At 65.9% G+C, this 18,129-nt stretch carries 20 protein-coding genes; 8 read left to right on the top strand and 12 right to left on the bottom strand.

Annotated elements, in window-relative coordinates; translation table 11 throughout:
* Positions 1–8: 8 nt before the first annotated feature.
* From ACZY0B_RS21120 to ACZY0B_RS21105, 4 genes are read right to left on the bottom strand one after another with little or no spacing between them, the layout of a single operon-like run.
* Positions 9–524: a lipoprotein LpqH gene (locus ACZY0B_RS21120; RefSeq protein ID WP_463766168.1), complete on the bottom strand. Its 516-nt coding sequence runs from the start codon at positions 522–524 to the stop codon at positions 9–11.
* Between the two features lie 59 nt (positions 525–583).
* Positions 584–1,306 (bottom strand): hypothetical protein, encoded by a 723-nt coding sequence (locus tag ACZY0B_RS21115; RefSeq protein ID WP_463766207.1) that lies wholly within the window; start codon positions 1,304–1,306, stop codon positions 584–586.
* Entirely contained in the window at positions 1,306–2,187 is an 882-nt protein-coding gene (locus ACZY0B_RS21110; protein WP_463766167.1) for an LLM class F420-dependent oxidoreductase, read from the bottom strand. The genes ACZY0B_RS21115 and ACZY0B_RS21110 overlap by 1 nt, the downstream gene beginning before the upstream one ends.
* Positions 2,184–2,966, bottom strand: coding sequence for an SDR family NAD(P)-dependent oxidoreductase (locus ACZY0B_RS21105; RefSeq protein WP_463766166.1), 783 nt, complete (start codon positions 2,964–2,966; stop codon positions 2,184–2,186). The genes ACZY0B_RS21110 and ACZY0B_RS21105 overlap by 4 nt, the downstream gene beginning before the upstream one ends.
* A gap of 112 nt (positions 2,967–3,078) precedes the next feature.
* Here ACZY0B_RS21105 and ACZY0B_RS21100 point away from each other — a divergent pair, with 112 nt between their 5' ends.
* Entirely contained in the window at positions 3,079–3,675 is a 597-nt protein-coding gene (locus ACZY0B_RS21100) for a TetR/AcrR family transcriptional regulator (RefSeq protein WP_463766165.1), read from the top strand.
* The gene (locus ACZY0B_RS21095) at positions 3,672–4,943 is read left to right on the top strand and encodes a cytochrome P450 (protein ID WP_463766163.1); all 1,272 of its coding nucleotides are present in this window, start codon (positions 3,672–3,674) and stop codon (positions 4,941–4,943) included. Before ACZY0B_RS21100 ends, ACZY0B_RS21095 begins: the two co-directional genes overlap by 4 nt.
* Here the strand turns inward: ACZY0B_RS21095 and ACZY0B_RS21090 are convergent.
* Positions 4,890–5,741: an alpha/beta hydrolase gene (locus ACZY0B_RS21090; RefSeq protein ID WP_463766162.1), complete on the bottom strand. Its 852-nt coding sequence runs from the start codon at positions 5,739–5,741 to the stop codon at positions 4,890–4,892. The two genes, ACZY0B_RS21095 and ACZY0B_RS21090, sit on opposite strands and share 54 nt — an antisense overlap.
* A gap of 105 nt (positions 5,742–5,846) precedes the next feature.
* Here ACZY0B_RS21090 and ACZY0B_RS21085 point away from each other — a divergent pair, with 105 nt between their 5' ends.
* Positions 5,847–6,698, top strand: a complete 852-nt coding sequence (locus tag ACZY0B_RS21085; protein ID WP_463766161.1) for a 5'-methylthioadenosine/S-adenosylhomocysteine nucleosidase family protein — start codon at positions 5,847–5,849, stop codon at positions 6,696–6,698.
* Between the two features lie 8 nt (positions 6,699–6,706).
* Here ACZY0B_RS21085 and ACZY0B_RS21080 read toward each other — a convergent pair whose 3' ends face one another.
* Entirely contained in the window at positions 6,707–7,561 is an 855-nt protein-coding gene (locus tag ACZY0B_RS21080; RefSeq protein WP_463766160.1) for a sulfurtransferase, read from the bottom strand.
* A gap of 115 nt (positions 7,562–7,676) precedes the next feature.
* Here ACZY0B_RS21080 and ACZY0B_RS21075 point away from each other — a divergent pair, with 115 nt between their 5' ends.
* Positions 7,677–8,141, top strand: coding sequence for a hypothetical protein (locus ACZY0B_RS21075; protein WP_463766159.1), 465 nt, complete (start codon positions 7,677–7,679; stop codon positions 8,139–8,141).
* Between the two features lie 3 nt (positions 8,142–8,144).
* On the opposite strand, the gene ACZY0B_RS21070 is transcribed toward ACZY0B_RS21075, so the two are convergent.
* From ACZY0B_RS21070 to ACZY0B_RS21055, 4 genes are all read right to left on the bottom strand, one after another.
* A complete protein-coding gene (locus ACZY0B_RS21070; RefSeq protein WP_463766158.1) occupies positions 8,145–9,254 on the bottom strand; it encodes a glycosyltransferase in 1,110 nt (369 codons plus the stop codon).
* A 190-nt stretch (positions 9,255–9,444) separates the two neighbouring features.
* Positions 9,445–10,626 carry an AAA family ATPase gene (locus ACZY0B_RS21065; protein WP_463766157.1) on the bottom strand — a complete coding sequence of 394 codons (1,182 nt, stop codon included), beginning with the start codon at positions 10,624–10,626 and terminating at the stop codon, positions 9,445–9,447.
* A gap of 34 nt (positions 10,627–10,660) precedes the next feature.
* Positions 10,661–12,247: a Na+/H+ antiporter gene (locus ACZY0B_RS21060; protein ID WP_463766156.1), complete on the bottom strand. Its 1,587-nt coding sequence runs from the start codon at positions 12,245–12,247 to the stop codon at positions 10,661–10,663.
* 91 nt (positions 12,248–12,338) lie between these two features.
* Positions 12,339–13,415: a DUF5685 family protein gene (locus tag ACZY0B_RS21055; RefSeq protein WP_463766155.1), complete on the bottom strand. Its 1,077-nt coding sequence runs from the start codon at positions 13,413–13,415 to the stop codon at positions 12,339–12,341.
* A 136-nt stretch (positions 13,416–13,551) separates the two neighbouring features.
* Between ACZY0B_RS21055 and ACZY0B_RS21050 the strand changes: the two genes are divergently transcribed.
* The 4 genes from ACZY0B_RS21050 to ACZY0B_RS21035 are packed head-to-tail and all read left to right on the top strand — an operon-like array spanning position 13,552 to position 15,927.
* Positions 13,552–13,986 carry a protease inhibitor I42 family protein gene (locus ACZY0B_RS21050; protein ID WP_463766206.1) on the top strand — a complete coding sequence of 145 codons (435 nt, stop codon included), beginning with the start codon at positions 13,552–13,554 and terminating at the stop codon, positions 13,984–13,986.
* A 52-nt stretch (positions 13,987–14,038) separates the two neighbouring features.
* A complete protein-coding gene (locus ACZY0B_RS21045; RefSeq protein WP_463766154.1) occupies positions 14,039–14,518 on the top strand; it encodes a hypothetical protein in 480 nt (159 codons plus the stop codon).
* 47 nt (positions 14,519–14,565) lie between these two features.
* Complete coding sequence (locus tag ACZY0B_RS21040; RefSeq protein ID WP_463766153.1) at positions 14,566–15,264, top strand: mycothiol-dependent nitroreductase Rv2466c family protein; 699 nt, start codon at positions 14,566–14,568, stop codon at positions 15,262–15,264.
* Positions 15,265–15,270: 6 nt separating this feature from the next.
* Positions 15,271–15,927 (top strand): TIGR03085 family metal-binding protein, encoded by a 657-nt coding sequence (locus tag ACZY0B_RS21035; RefSeq protein WP_463766152.1) that lies wholly within the window; start codon positions 15,271–15,273, stop codon positions 15,925–15,927.
* Between the two features lie 14 nt (positions 15,928–15,941).
* On the opposite strand, the gene ACZY0B_RS21030 is transcribed toward ACZY0B_RS21035, so the two are convergent.
* Together ACZY0B_RS21030 and ACZY0B_RS21025 are read right to left on the bottom strand one after the other, a co-directional pair.
* Entirely contained in the window at positions 15,942–16,955 is a 1,014-nt protein-coding gene (locus ACZY0B_RS21030; RefSeq protein ID WP_463766151.1) for a TIGR03617 family F420-dependent LLM class oxidoreductase, read from the bottom strand.
* A 25-nt stretch (positions 16,956–16,980) separates the two neighbouring features.
* Positions 16,981–18,129 (bottom strand): putative bifunctional diguanylate cyclase/phosphodiesterase (locus tag ACZY0B_RS21025; RefSeq protein ID WP_463766150.1); only part of this gene is annotated, 1,149 nt, incomplete at its 5' end.

Genomic DNA, 18,129 nt, shown 5'->3' with positions numbered 1-18,129 from the left:
GGGGGTGTTCACGGGCAGGTCACGTGTATGCCGAATGTGATCTGTCGCATACCGTTTTGGCCGGGCATCGTCCCCTGGCCGCTGCCGGTGATCGTGTAACTCTTGTCGTCTTTGGTCACCTGCACCTGCGTCGCGGACTGAGTCGGTTGATAGGGCAACTGGTACTGGCCGTCTCCAACCTTGAGCGAAATCGAAAAACCGTCAACGCTTGGCGGCCTTTCGTCCGACAACGCCAACGACACCGACGCGGAATCGTCGTGGACGCCGATGCGCGTCGTCAGATCCCCCGACTCCGGTGGCGTGGCGTGCGGTGCCGAGGCCGTACTGGTGCAGTCGACTTTTGCGGTGATGGTGTGGGTGTGCTGGTCCAGCATGACGGTTGTGGTGGGAGCCGGAGTCGAGCTGGCCGGAGACGCGGGTCCACCACCCTTGGTGGAACAGGCCGACAGACCGGCCACCAACACGACCACGCCGAGCCCGGCAACACGGCGGCCGATTCGCCGCCGGGCGTCGGGATTCGTCATCGCAAGTCCTCCTCGAAGGTCGCCAGGCCGCTGCGGATGCGCACCGTCCCGCGCCTACGCTACGGCCAGGCTTCCCAATTGATCATGGTGCGTAGCGGACCGGCGAATACGGGGCGCACCGCGCGTGATCGCCAGCGTTCTTCGACCAGCGGGGCCAGGGCCGCCGTCGTGGTGAGTGGGTCGCCGTCGAGGTAAACGACGGTGATGTATTGATGGTCGGCCCGCCATCCGCGCGGTAAATGGCTCCATCCGGAGCTTGAACCGAATGTCCATGCGCCCGCGGTGCCGGGCGTGGCGAGCAGGGCCGGGAAGTGTTCGGCGTGCAGCCATTGCAGCCAGTCGTTCGAGCGGCCGTCGGTGGGCTCTTCCACGATCAGCAGGATTCCGCGGTGCGGCCGGAACGGCACCACCTCAGCGGAAATGAGAGCCTGCGGCGAGGAGTGCCACTGCAACAAGCGCAGCCCCGCGATTTGCAGTAACGGCCGTGCGACGGGAAAGCGGCCGTTCTCCCGCAGCGTGCGCCCAAGTGCCACGAAATCGTCGAAGGTCTGTTCAACGGGGTCATTGACCAGGTAGTGCACCACGTTGCCGACCTCGCCGAGCGGCCCGTGAGCCGCAAGCCGGTGGTCGAGGTAATCGCCGTCTGCGATCCAGCGCAACCCGTGCACGATGCCCGGAAGTTGATATTGCTCCGGCATGTGATCGAGCAGGTGCCAACGCAGATAACCGCTTTCATCGTCGGCCGGTGCGGTGAGGCTGAAAATGCCTGCCTTGACCCGGATCACGCGGAACCGCCGGGGGAAGAAAGCTCGGCCAGGGCGTGCAGATTCTCTAAATAATGCTGCAGCGAGGTATGCCTCAACCAGGCGCTGATGATGGTGGCGCCGTGCGCGGCGGTATCGGCGAGCACCTCGAGCGTGCGGTCGGGATTGTTGATCGGATCCAGTGCTTCCGGCGGCGGTAGCACCACCTCGAAGCCGACCGGAAGTTCGAAGCGGCCCAACCATTCTCGGGCCTGGTGCAGCGTCACGTTGAAGGGAGCCCACCCGTCGGCCAGGGTTGCGGCGCGGCGCAGCGATCGCAGCGTGCGTCCACCGATCCAGATCGGGACGTGATCCTGGACCGCGCACGGGTCGACGACCATGCCCTCGAATGAATAAAACTCGCCGTGGTAGGCGGGTTCGGGGACCGACAAGGATGCGCGTAGCGCTCGCAGCGCATCGTCGCCACGCGGTCCGCGGTCGTCGAACGGAGCTCCCAGGAGATCGAATTCCTCTTTGAGGCTGCCGACGCCGACGCCGAGAATGAGCCGGCCATTGCTGACTTTGTCCAACGTGCCGTAGCGCTTCGCGATTTCCAGCGGGTGGTGGTAGGCGAGTACTAACACGTTGGTAGCCAACCGGATTCGCTGTGTGCGTGCGGCCAGGTAGCCCAACGTCGCCAGCGGATCCCAGTAACGCGTGCCTCGGTGTTGTTGTTCTGGCACGGCCGGCAGTGCGATGTGCTCGCTGCAGGTCAGGTGGTGATAGCCGAGCCGGTCTGCGGTCTCGGCGATTTGAGTCAGCTCCTCGATCGAGGCGTCCTGCTCCCAGGCGGCACTGGCCTGGGGCATCGTGATCACCACCGGTGTGGACACCGACAGTTTTGCGCGCGGGGTGGTCATCCCTGCATATACCCTCCGGCGTCGACAGGGATCGATTGCCCTGTGATGGTTCGGCTTTCGTCGCTGGCCAAGAACAATGCCAGGTTGGCCACGTCGTCGGGAGACGAAATATCACGCAATGCGACGTCTTTGAGGGACTTCGCGCGCACGGCCGCGACCTCGACTCCCTGTTCGTCGGCGGTGCGCTGTAACCAATTGCGATATAGGTCGGTATCGATGGCGCCCGGCACGATGCAGTTGCAGCGGATGCCGTGCGGACCGACCTCGAGTGCGACGGTCTTGGTGAAGGCACGCAGTGCTGCCTTCGCGGTGACGTAGTGGGTCTTGCGGACGATGCCGTGGTAACCAGCGGTGGAGGAGAAGTTCAGGATGACGCCGGAGCGGCGTTGCAGCATCGACTGGTTGAGCACTTCGCGGGTGCACAGCATCGCGGCGGTGACGTCGATGGCAATCGTTGCGTTCCAGTTGTCGAGCGTCTGCTCCCAGATCCAGCGGTCCTGCCCCGGCGCGGCGGCGTTGTTGCACAGGATGTCGACCTGGCCGAACTCGCTGACCGCGCGTGCCACCATGGCGGCGACGTCCTCCTCGTTGGTGACGTCGGCCCGCATCGCGATGGCGCCGGGCCCGGCCGCCGCGGCGGCTTCGTGGACCAGCTCCTCGCGCCGGGCGGCAAGCAGGATCCGGGCGCCTTCGCGGACGAACACCGAGCCCAGAACCGGGCCCAGGCCGGTGCTCGCCCCGGTGATGATCGCCACCTTGCCCGCTAACCGGCCCGTCATTGGGCAAATAGTACTCAGGGGCTATTGATTCGCGCGGCCCGATACCGGGTAGATTCTAACGATGCTCGAATTGCTTTGGAACGACGATCGAATCTGAGTGGGGAGTGACATCTTGGCAGCCACGGGGAATGAGGTCACCACGACCGCCGGAGCACGCCGCGCTTATGGCGGACTCGATCGCGACGAGGTGGTAGTCGCCTTGCGCAATCTGGCCCGTCGCGTGGGTGTCCAGCGAGTGACCATGCGCGAACTCGCCGTCGAACTCGGTGCCGCCGTGCCCTCGGTGTACTACCACGTTCCCAGTAAGCAAGCGGCGCTTGAACTGGTTGCCGAGTCGGTATTGGCCGAAATCCCGCTCCCGGACACCGGACCGTGGGAGGCCAGGCTCATCGAGCTCTATTGTGCTGCCAGGGAAATGATCCTCGGCGTCCCCGGCGTCGCGAGCATCCTGCAAACCAGCACCGGGAGCGAACCCGCGCGCCGGCTCGATCGGCACAGTCGTTCCCTGCTCGCTGAGGCGGGACTCCCGAAGGCCAGTGCGGCCGCGGCCCACACCGTTTTGTACACGTACCTGCTGGGCTCGATAGCGCTGGAGGAAACACGCGCCGCTGCGGCCACACCCCGAGCCAAACGCCAGATGGCCGCGCACTTTCGCTCCGGGCTGGACGTGATCGTCGCCGGAATCACGTCGTCCGCACAGGGGAGATGACTGAGGCGATGAACATTCCCAAGCCCAATGTGTTGGGGTCCCTGGTCGTCGAGAATCAGCAGACTGCTTACGATCGCGATGCCGCGGCGGTGCTGGATCCCGACACATTTGTCACGGGTGCTCCGTTCGATGCGTTGACCCGGCTACGGGCCGGCTCACCGGTGCACCCGGTGCAATTACCCGGGTTGCCCAGAGCGTGGCTGCTGACGAAGTATGCCGACGTCCGACTCGTCAGCCGCGACACCGACACCTTCACCAGTAGCAAGGGCAACACCTTGGTCGAGGTCGAGGCGGGACCGACCTCGGCACTGCTGCCCGGTATCGACCCGCCACGTCACGTCCTCTACCGCAAGCTGATCAATCAGGGCTTCACCGTCCGCAATGTGCAGCGACTGGAACCGCGAATGCGCGAGGTCGCCCGCGACATTGTCGCGGACATCACCGCCAAGGGTGAATTCGATGCCGTGACGGACATTTCCGCGGAGATGTCATTGCAGGTGATCGCCGACGTGCTCGGGGTGCCCGCCGAAGACCGAATGGACGTTTTCCGGTGGAGCAACGCCATCGGAAGCCTAGGCATCGAAGATCCCGACTACGCTCCGACGCCGGAAGCTCTCGGGCGGGCCGCCGCTGAAATGTTCTCCTACTGTGGTGAATTGGTGGCACACCGGCGCAAGCACGGGCTCACCGACGACATCTTGTCGGCATTGCTGGCCGCGGAGGTCGACGGCGAAAAGCTCAATCGCGACCAGCTCAACGAGTTCTTCCTGCTGCTGGCGATCGCCGGTAACGAAACCACCCGAAATACGCTGAGCCACGGCATTTTGGCGCTATCCGACCACCCCGAGCAACAGGCACTGCTGAGCCGCGCCCCCGAAGCCGTCAAGCCCGCGGTGGAGGAACTGTTGCGCTGGGCAACGCCGGTCATGCACTTTCGCCGTACCGTGACGCGTGACGTCGAAATCCGTGGGCAGCACATTCCCGCCGGTGACTGGGTGTTGCTGCATTACCTGTCGGCCAATCGCGACGAGGAGGTATTCGATCGGGCCGACGAGTTCGACGTCACTCGCCCCGACGCCGGTCATGCCGCATTTGGTGGCGGGGGAGTGCACTTCTGTCTCGGCGCTCAGTTGGCCCGCCTGGAACTGCGGGTCATGCTCGAGGAGCTCTACCCAAACGTGCCGGGCCTGACGGTCACGGGGCCACCCGACCGGCTACGCTCGTCGTTCTTCCACGGCATCAAACGTCTGCCCTGTAGTACCGGTTGACTTACGCTGTGCGGCAAGCGTTTCGAGCCACGCATGAATTCGTTCGGCTACGGCGATCCAGCCGGGATCGAGCATCACGTCATGGCTCATGTTGGGGAAGAATTCCGCCTCGGTCTGGTATGCCGTTGCGGTTGAAAGGACTTCCTGTTGGGTGAAACAGACGTCGTCCTCGGCTCCGAGAACCAGGAGCGGGGCGGTGACGAGCTGAGGTTTAGGCAAGTTCAGCCACAACATGTCGATCGCAATTTTCAGTGCATACTCTTCGCACAGGAGCGCGGTGTAGCGCGCCAGATCGGCCTCCGTAATCGAGGCCGAGAAGAAGGTTTCGCGGGCCAATTCGGGCGTACCGCCGACGCCGCGCAATGACCTTGTCCGGGCCAGCGCGGCCGCGGTGTGCCACGGGTGCCGTTTGAACCTGCGCAGCAAGAATCCGGTAATCCCGCTCGGGGGTGCGGAGGCCAGCAGCACGGCGGCCGGAGTGTCGTGCGATTCCAGGTACTTCTGCACCACGAAACCGCCCAGGGAATGGCCCACCACGACCGGGGGTTCGGGAAGGCTTTTGGCAACCGAATCGACGTCGTCGACGAAGTCCGCTATCGAACACAACCGCATGGACCCCTGCGCGCTGCTGTTTCCGTGGCCGCGAAGGCTCAACGCGACGGCCCGGTAGCCCTTTTCGGCGAAGAAGTCCAAGAAATACTCGTCCCAGCACCAGGCTCCGTGCCACGCGCCGTGCACGAAGAGCAATGGCGCTTTGTCGGACTCGCTCTGGGGTGCTCTCTCGATCACTTCGAGCATGGGGCTGACTCCTTTGTCGCGCCCTGAGACTAGCTTCTGGCCACCATTGACGAGTGAAAAGGACGATACTGGTGGGGCGCCGCCAAACCCAAGGAAGTGCCCAACGTGCCGGTCGATTCACAGCAACAGCGCACGCTGGTCTTGACGGCCTTTCCCGTCGAGGCCGAGGCGGTGCTGTCGCACACCACGCTGGACTCCGACCCGGTGGTGGTCGCTGACCGACGCCATTTCTATCTCGGCTCGATCCGCGGCAAGGAGGTGATCGTGGCGATGACCGGCATCGGCATGGTGAACGCGACCGAGACCACCGAGATTGCGTTGACCCGATTCGCGGGTGCCGTTGGTGCAGTAGTCTTTTCGGGGGTGGCCGGCGGTGCGGGGCGGATCGGTCTTGCCGACGTGACCGTACCTGCGCGCTGGACGCTGGACAACGGCATGACTTTCCATCCGGTGGACCCCGCAATGTTTGCCGTCGCCGACAAGCTTTCCGTCACATTGAAACCCGTCAAGCTGACGGCGCACCTTCCGCTACTGCTGGTCGGTGGCGACGGCTGCACATACGACAACAACAACGGTCGGGCATTCCCGTGTATCCCCAACGGCGGTGGGGTGTTTGGCTGTCAGCCCCGAACCGCTCCCGATCGCTCGTTCTTCTACACGGGCAACTTCGTTCAGGCAGCATGGCCGTGGCTGCGGCACGGGCTGATCAGTAACGCGAAGGTCGTATTGACGGCGGATCCGGCCTTCGTTGCGACGGACAATGAGACCGCGGCGGTGCAGGCGGTCGCCGAGGCGCACGGCATTCCGTTCCTCGGTATCCGCGGCATCTCCGACGGGCCGGGGGATCCGCTTCGCCTGCCCGGCTTCCCGTTTCAATTCTTCGTCTACAAGGGAGTCGCCGCCGCCAACGCCGCTCGAGTGACGGCGGCATTTCTGCAGAGCTGGTCCGGCGGCTGACTTGGTCGCTATTCGGGACCGCGAGCCACGGGGCGACTCGGATCCGAAGACCACTCGGACCACGACCCCGGGTACAGCGCCGCCTCGCAACCCATTGCCGCGAGCGCCGCGACCGAGATGGTGGCGGTCACGCCCGACCCGCAATAGGCGCCCAGCGGGCCGGCACGGTCGATGCCGCGGTCGGACAGCTGCTGGGCGAGGGCGTAATCGCCGAGAAATGTGCCGTCGGCGGCCAACACGGAGCCGCTTGGCAGGTTCCGCGCTCCGGGGATGTGACCGGCGACAGCGTCGACGGGTTCGGTGTCGCCACGATAGCGTTCCGGTGCACGTGCATCGAGTAGCGTTACGGCGCCCGCGGCGGCTTGTTCGGCGGTCAGGGTGGGTCGAGCTCCGGCATACAAATCATCATGCGGCACAGTCACATTCCCTGCCTGCGCAGTGACCGGGCCCGTCTCGAGATCTCGTCCGGCCGACCGCCACGCGTCCAGCCCGCCGTCCAGGATGCGGACATTCGCGACCCCGGCCGCGGTCAACACCCACCATGCTCGCGCAGAACCGGCACGATTCCAGTCGTCGTAGACCACGACCAGCGAGTCTTGCTGGATACCCCAGCGGCGTGCCGCGGTCTCGAGGCTTCGCCCCGATGGCAAGGGATGACGGCCGCGCCCGGTGACGGTGTGATCGCTGAGTTCCTCGTCGAGTGACACGTACACAGCGCCGGGGAGGTGGCCTTCCAGGTAGGCGGCTCGCCCGTCGGGCTGATCGAGTCGCCAACGCACATCCAGGATGGTCAGCGGATCGCCGACCTCGATCAGGTCGGCCAGCTCCGTGGCGGTGATCAGCACCCGGTCGCGCGCTTCCACGGTCTACCTCCTTTGTTGTCTGTCACGAGCCTAGTCGTCGGGTGAAAACCGTCCTCGCCCAGCAAACAACGGCGTAAGGTCCCGATCATCATCACCGGGGTCGACGGGAGCCGACATGGGCTACATCTATCGGGTAGCGCTCGCGGCGGGTCTCGCGCTCGCTGTGGTGACGGCGCCCCCGGCCGCGGCGATGCCAAATACGCAGTGCACGCTGGTGACACCCGTGCGGGAAGTGCACAGTGTTTCTGAATTGCCACCGGAACTTGTCAAACTCTTGCCGCCCATCGCCGACATCGGCGCACCGTTCAACGCGACGGATTCGGTGAACGATCCGACGTTGCCGTTTCGCCGCTTGATCCGTGCCGGCAACCGGGATGCCGACTGGTTCGTCTGGTACGAGCACGGCGGCGCGGGCTACTTCTGGCAAGCAGTGGTGGCGCGCGTCGTACCGGGCAGCCAGCCGAAGGTGTTGGCGAATGCGGGAACCATCACCGACACCCTGTGCAGCCTCACCGACGGCGCCTTTGCCGGCCATGTTCCGCCATACCCACCGGGTTCTTGGGCGGCTGCGGACTTCTAAGCGCTATGCGGTGGGCCCCAACGTCGCCAGCATGCCGGCGGCCGCCCGCTGCCAGGTGAAGCTCTCCGCGCGGCGCCGCGCGCAGGTCCGGCGGTGATATTCGGGCAGGCTGATGACGGTGCCGACGGCCCGGGCGATCGCCTCGGGGTGGTTGTCGGCCGAGGCGCCGCTGTCCGGCGTGATGATCTCTGTCAGCGCCGAAGTGCGGGAGACCACCGCCGGCGTCCCGCAGGCCAACGATTCCAGCGCGGCCAACCCAAAAGTCTCGTGCGGCCCCGGCGCCAGCGTGACGTCAGCCGAGGCCAGCAGCCCGGCGACGGTATCCCGGTTGGAGACGAACCCGGTGAAGTCGATCGGCAGCCCGATGGCCTGTCGCTGCAGCTTGGCCCGCATCGGGCCCTCGCCCATCACGACGAGGCGGGCATCGACGCCGAAATCGCACAACGCGGCCAGTGCGTCGATGCTGCGGTCCGCCCGCTTCTCCACCGACAAACGGCCGCAGTGCACCAGCAGGAGCTGCTTGGGTGTGGCCCATTGCCGGCGAAGCAGGGCAGAGTGCCGACTCGGGTGGAAGGTCTTCAGGTCCACACCCAGTGGCACCGTGACGACGTTCTTCGCGCCGATGCGATCGAATTCCTCGCGGGCGAATCCGGTGGTACACACCACGGTGTCGTAGTCGGCTGCGGTGCGGCCGTTGGCAAAGTCGGCGAGGCTACGCGCCGGTCGGCGCGGAAGTATTTGGCCGGCAAGGCGATCCAGCCGCTCATGCGAAATCATCACAGTCGTGGCGCCGTGTTCGCGGCCCCATCGTCCCAGTGATCTCAGCGTGAGCCGGTCGGAAACTTCCAAGGCATCGGGTTGCAGTGCTTCCAGCAGCGCCTTGACGGGGCCCGGCATCACGGCGCGGTAACCGTCGGTGAAGGGAATCAGCCAGGCGGGCATAGTGATTCGCACCACACCCGTCGGCAGCAGGGTGCGCTCTGGGCGCGGACCGGGAACGATCAAGAACACTTCATGTCCGTTGGCGCTGTATTCGGCGCCCAATCGATCCACCGCGGTACGCAGGCCGCCGGAGCGAGGGCCATAGAAGTTGGCGACCTGTACAACGCGCATACGCTGAGGACACGCGGTGCTTGTGTGCAGTCAACGATGCAGGCCTGACGCGTGCCTTAACACTCCATGAATTCGGCTGGCGCTGGTGTGCGTTCAGGGTTTCCAGTGTGCTGTGAGGGCGGCGACACGCCGGTCGACGCCGCCCAGGACGCACACTCGGCGGGAAGGTGGGCAGGCGAGGTTGGGCAGGCTAGCGCTTGCCCCAATCCCAGCGCGGGGTGGTCAGCAAGCCCTGGCCGGTGATACGCGTTTCGCCCCAGTCCTTGTAGAGCTCGATCTCGACGGCTCCGTCGGAGTCAGCCCCCTCGCCGACGGGCACGGTGTCGAGGAACTCCAGCAGCGACCGCGAGTGCGTGACAACAACAACCTGAGTCAGCTCCGCCGCGGCACGGATCAGCGAGGCAAGCGGGCGCACCAAGTCGGGATGCAGCGAGGTCTCCGGCTCGTTGAGCACCATCAGCGACGGCGCTTGAGGGCTCAACAACGCGGCGGCCCACAGCAGGAATCGCAGTGTGCCGTCGGACAACTCGGCCGCGCGCAGCGGGCGCAGCATGCCGCGCTGGCGCAGCTGAAGGTCGAACAACCCGTCATGAATGGCGACCGCGATCGTGGCGCCGTCGAATGCATCGGCGACGACCCGGCTCAAGTCGTCGGAGCCGGATTCCAGGACTGTTTGAATTGCCGCGGCCAGATCGCTGCCGTCGTCGGAGAGCACTGGGGTGCGGGTGCCCACCTGCGGGTGCCGGGCGGGTGCACCGCCGTCAACGCGGAAGCCGTCGTAGAACCGCCACCCGCGCAGGCGCTCCCGCACGGCCGCGAGCTCGGGCAGCGCGTGCGGGTTGGCGTACTCGGCGAGCACGCTGCGGTACAACGGCAACGACCGGCTCAGCTCGTCAAAACCGTTGCCCGAGTTGACGGCTTCGGCGAAAACCCGAGACCGGCGCACCAGCGTCGCACTGGGCCGCAGCACCGGCCCGGCGAACAACACTTCCCGTTTGATCTCTGGATCGCGGGCGAAGACGGACGGCCCGGCCGACTGCGGGAGGCCCAGGTCGACGAGATAGCCGAAATCGTTTGCGGCGAAGCCCATTTCGAGTGACACCGGCCGGTTGCGCACCGTGCCCTCGGTCTTCCGCGAGCGTCGAGCGCCACCCAGTTGCTCGGGCCCCGCCCACAACACCGATTGCAACCCGCCCTCGCGGGCGAGCGAGCCGATTACCTCGCCGCGGCCGCAATCCGCCAACAGTCGTAACGCGCGGTATACCGACGACTTTCCCGCGCCGTTTGCCCCGGTGATGATCGATAGCCGGCCCAGCGGCAGGATGACCTCGCGCAGTGAGCGGTACCCGCGGACAGCGATCGTCTGCAACATGCCGCCGACTGTACGGTCAACCCCTGACTCGTCGTCAGGTGTCGGCGGCGTCGAGCAGCTGCACCTCTTCGAGGTCCATCTCGGACTGCAATTCGCGCAGCACGAGGTCGTCGATGACCCTTTGATTGCGCAGCGTGGTGATGGCCCGGCGCTTGTGCTCCAGCACGCCGAGACGCACCCGTCGGACCAGGTCGTTGCGCTCTGCCAAATCGTTGGTCGAACCGTCGCCGTTCTCCGCCACGAGCGCGGCGTGCTCTTCGTATTCTTTTTGCAGACGGGCCAACATCTTTGGGCTGGCACCGAGTTCGCCTGCCACCACGGGTAAGGCTTCGAGGGCGGCTTGAGTACCTCGACAGCGGGCCAGTTGCAATTCCTCGGCGTAAGCGACATCTTCGGGCATCCGTGCCCAGCGAACGACGGCGGGCAGCGAGGTTCCCTGGACCAGGACCGTCACCAGGATGACGACGACAACGACGAAGATGAGCATGCTGCGGTCGGGGAACGGCGCGCCGCTGAGCGTGGTGGTGGGGACGGCGATTGCTGCGGCAAGCGACACGGCGCCACGGAATCCGGCCCAGGCGGTAACGAAGCGCTGACGCCAGGGCACCCGACGCTCGCGCTGTACCTCGCGGCGGTCGATGAGGCGTAGCAACATCGTGGTGATCTCGCCCCAGAAGATCCGGGACACGACGACCACGCCGGTGACGGCGAACGCAAGGACCACGGCGTGGCGAAGTCCGCCGTCGACATGCGAGATACCACGTATCGCGCCCGGGACCTGGACTCCGACAAACACCCACAGCGTGCCGTTGATCAGGAACGTCGCCATGTCCCAGAATCCCCAGGCAAGCAGCCGGGAGCGGGCCCGGATCACCACCGGCCCCGAGTACGCCAGCACCAAAGCCGAGACCAGCACCGCGACCACGCCGCTGCAATCCAGCGCCTGGGCGAGCAGGAACGCCGCGAACGGCGTGAGCAGGCTCATGGCCCCTTCCTCTTGGGGTGCGTCGATTCGTTTGCGCGCCAGGGTCACCAAGCCGCCAACCAGCAGTCCCGCGGCGATGCCGCCGAGGTAGGAGCCGACGAACCGCAGGGCCAGGTCGGGTGGGGTGATCTCGGCGCCGCCGACCGCGACGTGCACGGTCACGAAGAACAGCACCAGCGCGGTCCCGTCGTTGATGAGGCTCTCGGCGCGTAGCACGGTGAGCGTGCGGCGGGGCAACTTTTTCGCCAGGCCGGCCACCGCGGCGGCGTCGGTGGGGGACAGCACGGCACCCAGGACCGCCGCCGTGTGGGATTCCATGCCCAGCGCTCGCGCCGTCCACGACACCGCGACCGCGGTGACGATCACCAGGATGACGCTCAGGAAGATGACGATGCGCAGGTTCGCGCGCAGCTCGCGAATGCTGGTGCCCAGGCCCTCCCAGTAAAGGATTGCGGGCAAGAAGATCAGCAGCACGATCTCGCCGTTGACGTGGATATGACCGAAGGCGGGAATCAGGCCCAGCAGCGTGCCCAGAAAAATGAGCAGTACCGGTGGGCCCACGCGATAGCGCCGGCCCAGCACCGTTCCGACGATGACGGCCGAGACGAGCGCCACGATGACTTCGAGCCCAAACACGAGCCCATCCTGCCGTACCCGCCGGTGTCCGGCCGCACGGGCCGAAACACGTCACAAAGATGTAATGGCGCAACGAGTTCGATGAGCTGCCCTATGAGCAGTCGCAGCAGTCCCCACACTCGCAGCAGCAGTCGCACCCATCGCAGCAGCAGATGCAGCTGCCGCCACCTCGGCCGCCTTTGCCCTTGGCGCCGGGGTCGGGTGTTTCGCCCTCGGGGTTTTCGCCCCCAGGGATCGGGTAGCCCGCGCCGACGGGTTGGTTGCCGAAGTTGATGGGTTCCTGCTGGCCGTGCGGTGTTCCGCAGCTGGGATTGCCCGACTTGGTAAAGGTGCGGGAGATCGCGCGGCGCACCTCGCGGGTCAACAGTCGCTGGGCCAGCCGGCCGTCGGTGAACTCCACTTCGGTCAGGGCCAGTTCGATGCCCAGCGCCGCGTCGTCGCACAGGACGCGGGCCTGTGCGATCGGAGTTTCGGTGGCGGCCAACGGATTCCACTTGCCGCGCGCCAGGTCGTCGTCGTAATCCTCGACCGCGTCGAGTAGGTGGGCTACCCGCCCGAACAGCTGACCGATCTCGCGCAGCGGCGCCTGATTACCGGGGCGCCCGGCCAGCACCGCGGTGTAGGCGAAGGCCTCGGCGACCGCGGTTTCGGTGGGCTCGGTCACCAGCAGCAGCGAGCTGCCGGGTCCGGCCGTCGCCTCGAGCTCGGCCTGCCGGTCCATCGCGGCGACGAGTACGCCGGTGTCGAATCCCAGGTCCTGACCCGTGTCGGTGCCCTGACGCACCCAGCGCTCGGCGATGCGGCGCGCGGCCGGTCGCACGCCGGCCGCGCCGAGCATGCCGTCGTGGTCGTCGACGTGATCGCGTACCCGCGCGGCGGCCAGGGCCAGCGAAACGACGGCGGCCAGTCGCGCGCAGTCGCCGGTAGCCACGTCGGCGCGCCGCATGCCGCGCAGCGGGCAGGGCCCGGCCTTGCGGCGGGAGGGCCGCTCGGGTGACTGCGCTTCGACCAGAAGCGAGACCACGAGGCCGTCGTAGTTGGTGGCGATTCGCGCGGACTGGCCATAGTCGTCGCGCAGTGCCAGACACAATCCGCATAATTGGGCGGTCCAGGCTGCTGCGAGCTCGCCGCCGAGTCGATGACGGCAGGGCCGGATGATGCCGAACATGCACAGAAGCTACCCGACCTACAGCAAACGCGCGCCCGAAACGACGACCTAGACCGCGACCGTCTTCAGCGCGCTGCCGCTAACTGCCCCGACCGAGGCTTTTCGGCCTCACGCCATAATGGAGGTGATGACTTTCGTGAAGATCAGGCTCCTCGTGACCGTCGCGATTCTCGTCTCGTCGATGTTGGTGGGCTGCCACTTCGAGAGCAGAAACCCGCCGACGTCAAAGACCCTCGTGGTTCCGATGGAACAGGTGTTGAAGCAGAACAACATCACCCAGAACGTCACTCTCGCGGTGGGGTACACGCTGAAACTGCAGTTGGGCGCGAATTACAGCACCCCATACCGGTGGCAGGCCGACACGAAGATCGGCGATTCATCCATCGTCGAGCAAACGAGTCACCAGTATGTGCAGCCGAGCACCGACGCGTTGGGCGCGCCCGGCACCGAGGTGTGGATGTTCACGGCGCTGAAGCCCGGGACGACGACGATTTCCACCTACTACTCCAGCTTCGTGGGCAAAAACGCCACGCCGGTGTGCCAGTACACGGCGATCGTGACGGTGCAGTAAAACGGTCGCTCGATTTACTGCGGACGGGCGGCGCCTCAGCTACCGTCTGGCTGTGCTTGGCTTCCTCCGTAACTGGCCACAGTTGACCAATGTGCCTGCCGAACTGCACGACCAGCTCGAGGCCGAGGGTCTCATCTTCCTCGCCCCCAGGGTCGCCGTGGTGCGGCATTTCAGCGGGCATGTCCCCGGTGTCTTTTCGGCCTCAGGCGTCTCCCGTTATATGGGTGCGTTCGCGTTCAGCGCCGCGCGGGTCGTCGCTACCTTCCCGACGCGTGGGGACGCCAATCTGCGGTCCATCGACTGCTCCTGGGACACCAACAAGGGCCCGGCCGCCGCGACGATCACCAAGAAAGGCTTGCTGATCGATATCGACCTACGCGGCGTGGACCATGCCTTCAGCGGCTCGATGAAGCTGCACTACAAGAGGGCCATCCCCGACAAGGTGCTGCAGCAACTGCCCACCACCACGCTGCGGTTTCCGGTGGAGCCGGTGTTCGTGTATCGCGCCGCGGGAGTGCGTCCGAAGTCGTAGCCTCATGGGTAGGCCGCTGGGCGCTTTCTGGACAAGGGAGTCAAGGGATGAGCAACGCCGTGGATTTTCACTTTGACCCGATGTGCCCCTTCGCCTTTCAGACGTCGCTGTGGATCCGTGACGTCCGCGCACAATTGGGCATCACCGTCAATTGGCGGTTCTTCAGCCTGGAAGAAATCAACCGGGTCGAAGGCAAGAAGCATCCGTGGGAGCGCGACTGGTCGTACGGCTGGTCATTGATGCGGATCGGCGCACTGCTGCGTCGGACCGACATGTCGTTGCTCGACCGGTGGTATGCCGCGATCGGACACGAATTGCACACTGTCGGCGGCAAACCGCACGAGCCCGAGGTTGCGCGACGCTTGCTGAGCGACATCGGCGTCGACGAGGCGATTCTCGATGCGGCACTGGATGACCCGACTACCCACGACGACATCCGCGCCGACCATCAGCGGGTGCTGGATGCGGGTGGCTACGGTGTCCCCACGCTCTTCATCGACGGGCAATGCCTGTTCGGACCGGTGCTGGCGTATCCGCCGACCGGACCGGCGGCCCTGACGCTGTGGAACGTCGTCACTGGTATGGCCGAGCTGCCGCATGTCTACGAACTCCAGCGGCCTAAGTCACCCGCCGATGTTGAGCTGATTGCCCAGAGTCTGCGTCCGTACCTCGGCGGGCGCGATTGGGTCAGCATCAATCGCGGTGAAGTCATCGATGTCGACAAGCTTGTCGCTGGACGGGATTGAGGTGCGTTGACACCCGGCGACGTCGATGCCCGGCTGGATTCGCAAGAGCGCCTGGCGCTCTGTGATCTGTTCGACGAGCTCGGCCCTTCGGCGCCCACACTTCTCGGGGGCTGGACTACCCACGATCTCGCCGCCCACCTCGTGCTGCGGGAACACGATCCCGTCGCCGGCCCCTGCCTCGTGCTGCCCGGTCCCTTCCAACAATTCGCCGAACGGCGTCGGGCCAGATTGGCCCGCCGCCAGGACTTCTCGCGGCTCGTCACGCGGATCCGGTCCGGCCCGCCGATCGGGTTCTTCCGCATCGGATGGGTTCGCGCCGTGGCGAATCTCAACGAGTTCTTCGTCCATCACGAGGACGTACGCCGAGCGAATAACCACGGGCCTCGAAGCCTCACGCCCGCAATGGATGCCGCGTTGTGGCGAAACGTTCGCCGCGGGGGTCGCTATCTGAGTCGGCGTCTTGCCGGGTGCGGGCTCGAAATCCAATGGGCTGGAACCAACGAGCAGGTGACGGCCATAGCGGGTGACCCGACGGCTCTGCTCACCGGTCTGCCGGGCGAGCTCCTCCTCTACGTCTTCGGGCGCCAAGCGGCTGCGCACGTCGAAGTGAGCGGGCCAGCGGAGGCGGTGGCGGCGGTGCGTCACACGCACTTCGGCATGTGACTCACTCGAGAACATCACCGACTTAGCTGACGGGCGACCTCGCCGTACCGCGCGAAGCGCTCGTCGTCGCCGAGAGCGTTGTAAAGGGCGATGCGCGTGGCGATTCCGCCGTACTTCTGGGTCAGGGCGTCGGCAAACCCGTCCCACGTCGACTCGGTGGCGAACGCCGCGATGTGCTCGTCGGTGATCTGGGCGGCCATGCCCTGGTAATCGCCGGCCTTCTGCTTCTCGCGGATGCGCGCGGTCGTGCCCTCGAATCCCGCCTCGTCCCAAATGAATGCGTAGTTGGGGGTGCTGCCGTAGAAGGCCATGCTGGTGCGCACCGTCTCGCGTTGGGCGTCACGTTCTTCGTCGCTGTCGCCGACGATCGTCATCGCCGGCACGATGACGGTGACGTCCGACGCTGAGCGGCCCGCCTTCTCCGCGCCGGCTGCGATGTTCGGCAGCACGTGCCGTTTGATGTAGCCGAGTTCGCCGAGCGGATGGACGTGCACCCCGTCGGCCACTTCGCCGGCCATCCGCAGCATCCACGGATTCACCGCTGCGATATCGACTTTGGGGTCGGGCGCGTCGATGGGGCCCGCGCTCCACTGCGGCGTGATGAAGTCGAGGTCGTAGAACTCGCCGTGGTGATCGAGCTTTCCGGTGCGGAACGCCGAGAAACACGCTTTCACCGCCAGCACGTAGTCGCGCAGCCGCGGGCCCGGGTGTTCGAAGGGTACACCGTAGCGGCGCACGACGTGGGTGCGCACTTGCGTGCCCAGGCCCAGCCGGAATTTGCCGCCGGTCGCCTCCTGCAGCTCCCACGCCTCGGCCGCGGTGACGAACGGACTACGGGGAAACGCGACCGCGACGCCGGTCGACAACTCGAGTCCGGGAGCGGCTTGCGAGGCCACGGCGGCGTTGAGGTAGGCCGTGCGTCCGGTCTCGGTGAACAGCAGGCCGGAGAATCCCGCGGCCTGAGCGCGTTGGGCCAGGCCACCGATCTCACCCAGCGGTTGCGGAACCACCATCACGTCAATGTGCACGGCGCAACCCTATGCCGTCGCGTATCTACTGCGCTGCGAGCGTGGCGTTCTGGGGGACATGCGGAATGTCGGAGGCAGGCAACGGGGGACAGAAGAAGTTGCCTTGCACGGCGTCGCAACCGTATTCCTTCAGTCGCAGAGCCGTTTCCGCGTTCCCAACGCCCTCGGCGATCGTGGCGATGCCGAACTTCGTAGTCAACTCGATCACCGATCGGGCAATCGTTGCGGCGCGTTCGTCGTGCAGGATGGGCGCGATGAATTGGCGGTCGAGTTTGACGTCGTCGATGGGTAGTTCACGCAGATAGGTGAGCGAGGCGTAACCGCTGCCGAAGTCGTCGATGGCCACTCGGATGCCGGCCTCGCGGAGACGATTGAGCACCGCGCGGGCCTTCGCAAGGTCGGCGACCAACAGGTCCTCGGTGATCTCGATCGTGAGTGAACTGGCGGACATGCCGCGACGGTCGAGCACAGACATGATGCGGTCCGGCAGGGCGTCCTCGTCGAGAGAGGGCGCCCACAAGTTGATCGCCACGGGGATGACGGCGCCCGCGGCATACCACTCCGAAGCGTCGGCGACCGCGCGCGACAGCACCAGGTCGGTGACGGCATCCATGAGCCCGTGTTCGCGGACCAACGGTAAGAATTCATCGGGCCGCAGCACGCCGAATTCGGGGTGTTGCCATCGCACCAGCGCCTCGGCGCCGCGGACGGAGCCGGTCAGCAGGTCGAATTTCGGCTGGTACAGCAGCGTCAGCAGGCCTTCGTCGATGGCGCGTCGCAGTTCACCGAGCAGTTGCAGTCGGGCCATGCTGGCGTCGTGAGTCGGGTGTTTGCCGAGCCGAGCATCCATGTCGGGGGTGAATGTCTGCACGTCGGTCGAGCTCGATTGTTGGGCCCGGTTCCGGGCCGCGTCGGCCTGTTCGAGAAGCTCGCTTGGCGTCAGGGCCGAGCCGGGTTTCGACGCGGCCGAGGCCACGCCGATGTTGGGATGCACGTGCAGCCGGTGATCCTCGAGTTCGACAGACTCGTCGAAGGACCGGGCGAGCTTCCTGGCGACCTGTGTTGCGACGTCGGGGCGGTCTTCGACCAGGACCGCGAATTGGTCCCCGTTCATCCGCGCGACGGTGTCGGTGGCGCGGACATTGGCCTGCAGCCGCTCGCCGACGCTGCGCAA

The sequence above is a fragment of the Mycobacterium sp. IDUB_19 genome, assembly GCF_055419445.1.
Note: the sequence above shows the minus strand (reverse complement) of the source record. Positions and strands in the feature narration are given on the sequence as shown.

What these genes read in the sequence shown, in the direction of transcription:
- ACZY0B_RS21120 (WP_463766168.1), bottom strand. Translation starts at nt 524, where the DNA reads ATGACGAATCCCGACGCCCGGCGGCGAATCGGCCGCCGTGTTGCCGGG.
- ACZY0B_RS21110 (WP_463766167.1), bottom strand. Translation starts at nt 2,187, where the DNA reads ATGACCACCCCGCGCGCAAAACTGTCGGTGTCCACACCGGTGGTGATC.
- ACZY0B_RS21105 (WP_463766166.1), bottom strand. Translation starts at nt 2,966, where the DNA reads ATGACGGGCCGGTTAGCGGGCAAGGTGGCGATCATCACCGGGGCGAGC.
- ACZY0B_RS21095 (WP_463766163.1), top strand. Translation starts at nt 3,672, where the DNA reads ATGACTGAGGCGATGAACATTCCCAAGCCCAATGTGTTGGGGTCCCTG.
- ACZY0B_RS21090 (WP_463766162.1), bottom strand. Translation starts at nt 5,741, where the DNA reads ATGCTCGAAGTGATCGAGAGAGCACCCCAGAGCGAGTCCGACAAAGCG.
- ACZY0B_RS21075 (WP_463766159.1), top strand. Translation starts at nt 7,677, where the DNA reads ATGGGCTACATCTATCGGGTAGCGCTCGCGGCGGGTCTCGCGCTCGCT.
- ACZY0B_RS21070 (WP_463766158.1), bottom strand. Translation starts at nt 9,254, where the DNA reads ATGCGCGTTGTACAGGTCGCCAACTTCTATGGCCCTCGCTCCGGCGGC.
- ACZY0B_RS21065 (WP_463766157.1), bottom strand. Translation starts at nt 10,626, where the DNA reads ATGTTGCAGACGATCGCTGTCCGCGGGTACCGCTCACTGCGCGAGGTC.
- ACZY0B_RS21055 (WP_463766155.1), bottom strand. Translation starts at nt 13,415, where the DNA reads ATGTTCGGCATCATCCGGCCCTGCCGTCATCGACTCGGCGGCGAGCTC.
- ACZY0B_RS21040 (WP_463766153.1), top strand. Translation starts at nt 14,566, where the DNA reads ATGAGCAACGCCGTGGATTTTCACTTTGACCCGATGTGCCCCTTCGCC.